Origin of the sequence: Methanospirillum sp., from assembly GCF_035560735.1 — an archaeon.
In the GTDB taxonomy this organism is placed as follows: Archaea; Halobacteriota; Methanomicrobia; order Methanomicrobiales; family Methanospirillaceae; genus Methanospirillum.
This window is the reverse complement of record NZ_DATMYY010000407.1, coordinates 1-3941: the sequence shown is the minus strand read 5'-3', so window position 1 is coordinate 3941 and position 3941 is coordinate 1. Positions and strand designations below refer to the sequence as shown.

Below are 3941 nucleotides of genomic sequence, written 5' to 3'. Positions count from 1 at the left end.
ATATAACTGAGATTAATAGATAAATCGTGAAGATCAAAGCCGTTTATCTGGTTCTTTTTACCCTGATATGTACAGTCATACTGGCGGGATGTATCAGTCAATCCGGAGAGAAAAACAGTGGTATGGTTACCAACCATACAGTCAATGGAACTATACCTGATGTAAGTAGTATGACTAAATCCGCCGAATCAGAGAAAAAAGCATTAGTTCATACCGGATCTGATGAAACCGACGGTACCTATTACAATATCAGGATTGTACCGGCATCAGAACTGGATAAACTCCAGAAAGAGATGGGCCAGGATGAATATCTGATAAAGAACGATAAGGATTATGTTCTTGGAATCGTCTCATCACACGGTCTGACTCTCCGTGGTGATCTGATGCAGATTGAGAAGGATACCGGAAGTACTGGGAAGGAGTTTGATAAGGAGGATGTAGTGCTGCATCTGCTTGACATCACCTTCGGTCTTGACAATTCAAAGATAAAACTCTTTAAATCAGACAAAAAGTATCAGTTCTGGCTTGATGGGTATTATACAGATTCTGAAATTGCGTATGTGAAGAATCTCTCAATCATGTTCAACTCACTGTCAGGTACCACAGAATTTGAAGATGAAGATGTCACTCTTGGTTTCCTTCAGTCAAATTATGAAGTGATCCCATACAACTATTACAACATTAAAATCTTCACCGAAAAAATGCTTCAACAGTACTATGATGATAAAAAGAAGGATAGTGATCACCTGATAAAGAATAAAAACGGGATACTTATCGGGGTAGTAAATGACGACTATATTTACCTAGTCAATACCCTGAGCGAAGAGGATCAGAGATATTACATTCTGAAAGGGCTGCTTTACAGCATGGGTCTTCACGGCGTTTCATACAAAAATAAAGAAAGTATCTTCTACAGGAATGAGGGAATGAACCGTGAACTCAGTGACCTCGATAAGGAAGCCATAAAAATCCTGTACGGTGGTGGTCTGAAGACTGGCGACACACTTGAGACTGCAAGAAAGACATTCGGACTTTCAACCTGATCACCTGAAGACATAATTGTCTCTTGTAAAAAATCCAATTTTTTCTGCAATGATCTTACAATAGGATATTTGATCCCCTATTCACCTCTTGTCTCTCCATAGTTTCATGAGATAACGATTATGGCGGTTAAAGCCAGAAGAGAATTATCTTCCTGTCTTCGAATGCAGTGCCGGAAGGCAGGTGAATTTGAGGAAAAATGGTGAACTCAGATTATTGTCTTTCACGGGTGACAAATCGTAAGCAAAGGATAATTCAAGGAATAGATGCTTCAAACCGGGCAATCGAGGTCATCAGGGTGATCAGTCTTTCCCTCAGGAATGCACGGAATCAGCCGGTTTTACACCTGGATGACCTGATGCAAAAGGAGCATATACCCTTCACATATCGATCCACAATTATTGGTTCTCATAAAAGCCCAATTGGAAAAATAACCATCCCCGGTCTTTTCAGGTTACTTGAGATAATTTCAGATCAGGTACATATCATGACACAGTCGGTTGATCAGGACCTGTGTGAATCCATGCCTGGTTTACATGAGAAGATCTCCCGATTATATTCCCTTCAGGTCACGTTGAAAAACCTTGATTTTATCTTTGATGAAGAAAGAATCGTGTACTTTTTGGGAGATGATTACTCTGATGTTAATTCACTTCTCGGACAGATTTGTTCCTGTAAGGCCTCTTTCGAGACGATGCGAGACTGGTTTACTCCGTGTTTAGAGTATGGGGCACTCTGCTACCGGCTTGATTGTGTTGACCGGTTTATCGTCCGATCCTTTATGCAGGGGGTAAACAAAGTAAAAACAGGTGAAATGTATACCGAATATCCATTTGCCCTGGTTATACGTGATCTTGACAGCCTTATCATCGGGTACTTTCTTGATGATTCACCTGAAAAAATGTTCAGAATAGAGATCCAGGGACTTTCAATAACACTGAGCCTGTATGGTCCGGCTTCACCCAATCTTATGCCATCTGCAGGATTTCTAACCCCATTCTCCCTCCTCTGGAGAATGCATCCGGGTGAGTCGTCATCAGGATTTGATTCATCGGCACAAAGTTCACCCCTTCTTACCGGTTCATTCCATGCCCGTTCATCTGATGAAGTTATGCAGTTTCTTTCAGATATCGGATACCAGATAAGCAGATACTTCCCTGATCTCTCTTTGTGTGAAAGAATAGCTGGCTAAAAGTGAATGAAAGTATTGAATGAGTTCCTATTTCTAGAAGGGTTCCGATTCAATCTATTGTTTTTCGGCAACCCTGAATGACCCGGCAGGAATGTGTATCTCGAACCTGACACCGCCTCCCGGAATTCCTGTCTCCCTGATCGTAATACCAGTAAGAATCAGGATTTCTCTGATGATAAAGAGCCCAAGCCCGGTATTTTTACCAAATCCCTTTTTGAAGATTATATTCTTCTCCTTCTCAGCGATACCAACTCCGTCATCGGTATAGTAAAGGATACAGTCTTCTCCTGAATATGCATGAAATAGTGAAATTTTGGTTATCGTCCCTCCGTGTCGGATAGAATTTTCAACAAGATTGTAAAGGACCTTTTCAAGCATGGGATCAGCAAATATCTCCAGTTGTTCCTCAGGAAGAGTGAGGGCGATATCAGTGATCAGAGAACTGATAACCTGTTTTTTCATGAGGTAGTGAATCGATTGCCACTTAGGCTGAACAGATCCGAGATCCTGGTATTCCTTGGTAAATCCTATCAGATTCTGAATATCTCTTCCTGACTGAGAAATGATTTCTAGGGTCTCGATCACGGTAGTATCTTCAATATCTTCTTTGAGGATCTCACTATATCCTGAAATCAGCATCACCTTATTGAGAATATCATGCCTGGTTATGCTGGTTAGAAGATTGATCTGGTTGTTAGCCAGGGCGAGAGCCTGATACGCCTTTTTTATCTCATCGATATTATTTATCAGTAGCAGCCTTGCCTGTTCACCGCTGATCGTGATGGATTGAGTTGAAAGAATGGTATGGCGTTTACTTCCATCTGGGAGCGGAATCTGTGTCTCCACTTTATCTCCAGGAGAAAGACTGAGAATGATCCCGGTAATGTCCTGTTCCTCGTCCTTTGTCTGAAAAAGATTCGTATCCTGAAGAAGTGTCCCGATGCAGGTTTTCTTATCAACTGAAAACCATTGTTCACATTGCCTGTTGAGATCAATTATTGTACCATCAGGTCTGAAGATGAGAAGGGGATCAGGGACTTCCTGAAATATTGTGGTAAATCGTTCTTCATTCTCCCTGATGATCTTATCTGCCTCTTTTCTTCTGGTGATGTCACGGATAATATAAAGGATGCTGTCCGGTCTTCCCTGCTCATCTCTGATAACTTCTGCATGGCTTTCGATGTAGATGATAGTCCCATCCTTTTTCCATGCTTTATACTCGCTTGGCCCGGTGTTCTTTCCTGTCTTGAGTTTTCTGATATCATGTTTTGCCCTGCCCCGGTCTGATGGATGAATCATATCAAGAAAAGGCGTTCCGTACGGGTAGTGATCATGCAACGAGTACCCGAACATCTGAAATGCTGCAGGAGAGAGCATAAAGATCTTTCCAAGCATATCAACCATTGTTATGTTGTCTGGAGATGTCCGTATGATGGATTTGTAGAGTTCCTTGTTCTTCAGAGTTGCCGTTTCAAGTTCTTTTTGATGCGTAATATCAGCAAACGCCATAAACACGGCAGAAATATCATCTATGGTTATTAGGTTAGCAGAGAGAAGTGACCAGAACTCCCTTCCGAGTCGGGTAATAAGCCTGAGTTCAAAATCTGTTATCTTTTCATCGTTTAAAAGGGCTTTAATAACTTCTTCCAGTTCTGCAGGCGAACCAAAGAAATCAACAGCATTAAGATGGTTGGTTCCGGCAGCCGGG

3 protein-coding genes are annotated in these 3941 nt (G+C 41.7%); 2 read left to right on the top strand and 1 reads right to left on the bottom strand.

Annotated elements, in window-relative coordinates; genetic code table 11:
* Nucleotides 1–26: 26 nt before the first annotated feature.
* Both VN429_RS12140 and VN429_RS12135 read left to right on the top strand, forming a co-directional pair.
* On the top strand, nucleotides 27–1043 hold the full coding sequence (locus VN429_RS12140; RefSeq protein ID WP_325633705.1) for a hypothetical protein: 1017 nt from the start codon (nucleotides 27–29) through the stop codon (nucleotides 1041–1043).
* Nucleotides 1044–1240: 197 nt separating this feature from the next.
* The gene (locus VN429_RS12135) at nucleotides 1241–2233 is read left to right on the top strand and encodes a hypothetical protein (protein ID WP_325633703.1); all 993 of its coding nucleotides are present in this window, start codon (nucleotides 1241–1243) and stop codon (nucleotides 2231–2233) included.
* A 54-nt stretch (nucleotides 2234–2287) separates the two neighbouring features.
* On the opposite strand, the gene VN429_RS12130 is transcribed toward VN429_RS12135, so the two are convergent.
* A partial coding sequence (locus tag VN429_RS12130; RefSeq protein ID WP_325633701.1) for a PAS domain S-box protein occupies nucleotides 2288–3941 on the bottom strand: 1654 nt, incomplete at its 5' end.

Coding starts and splice junctions, on each gene's coding strand:
- VN429_RS12135 (WP_325633703.1), top strand. CDS start 1,241: ATGGTGAACTCAGATTATTGTCTTTCACGGGTGACAAATCGTAAGCAA.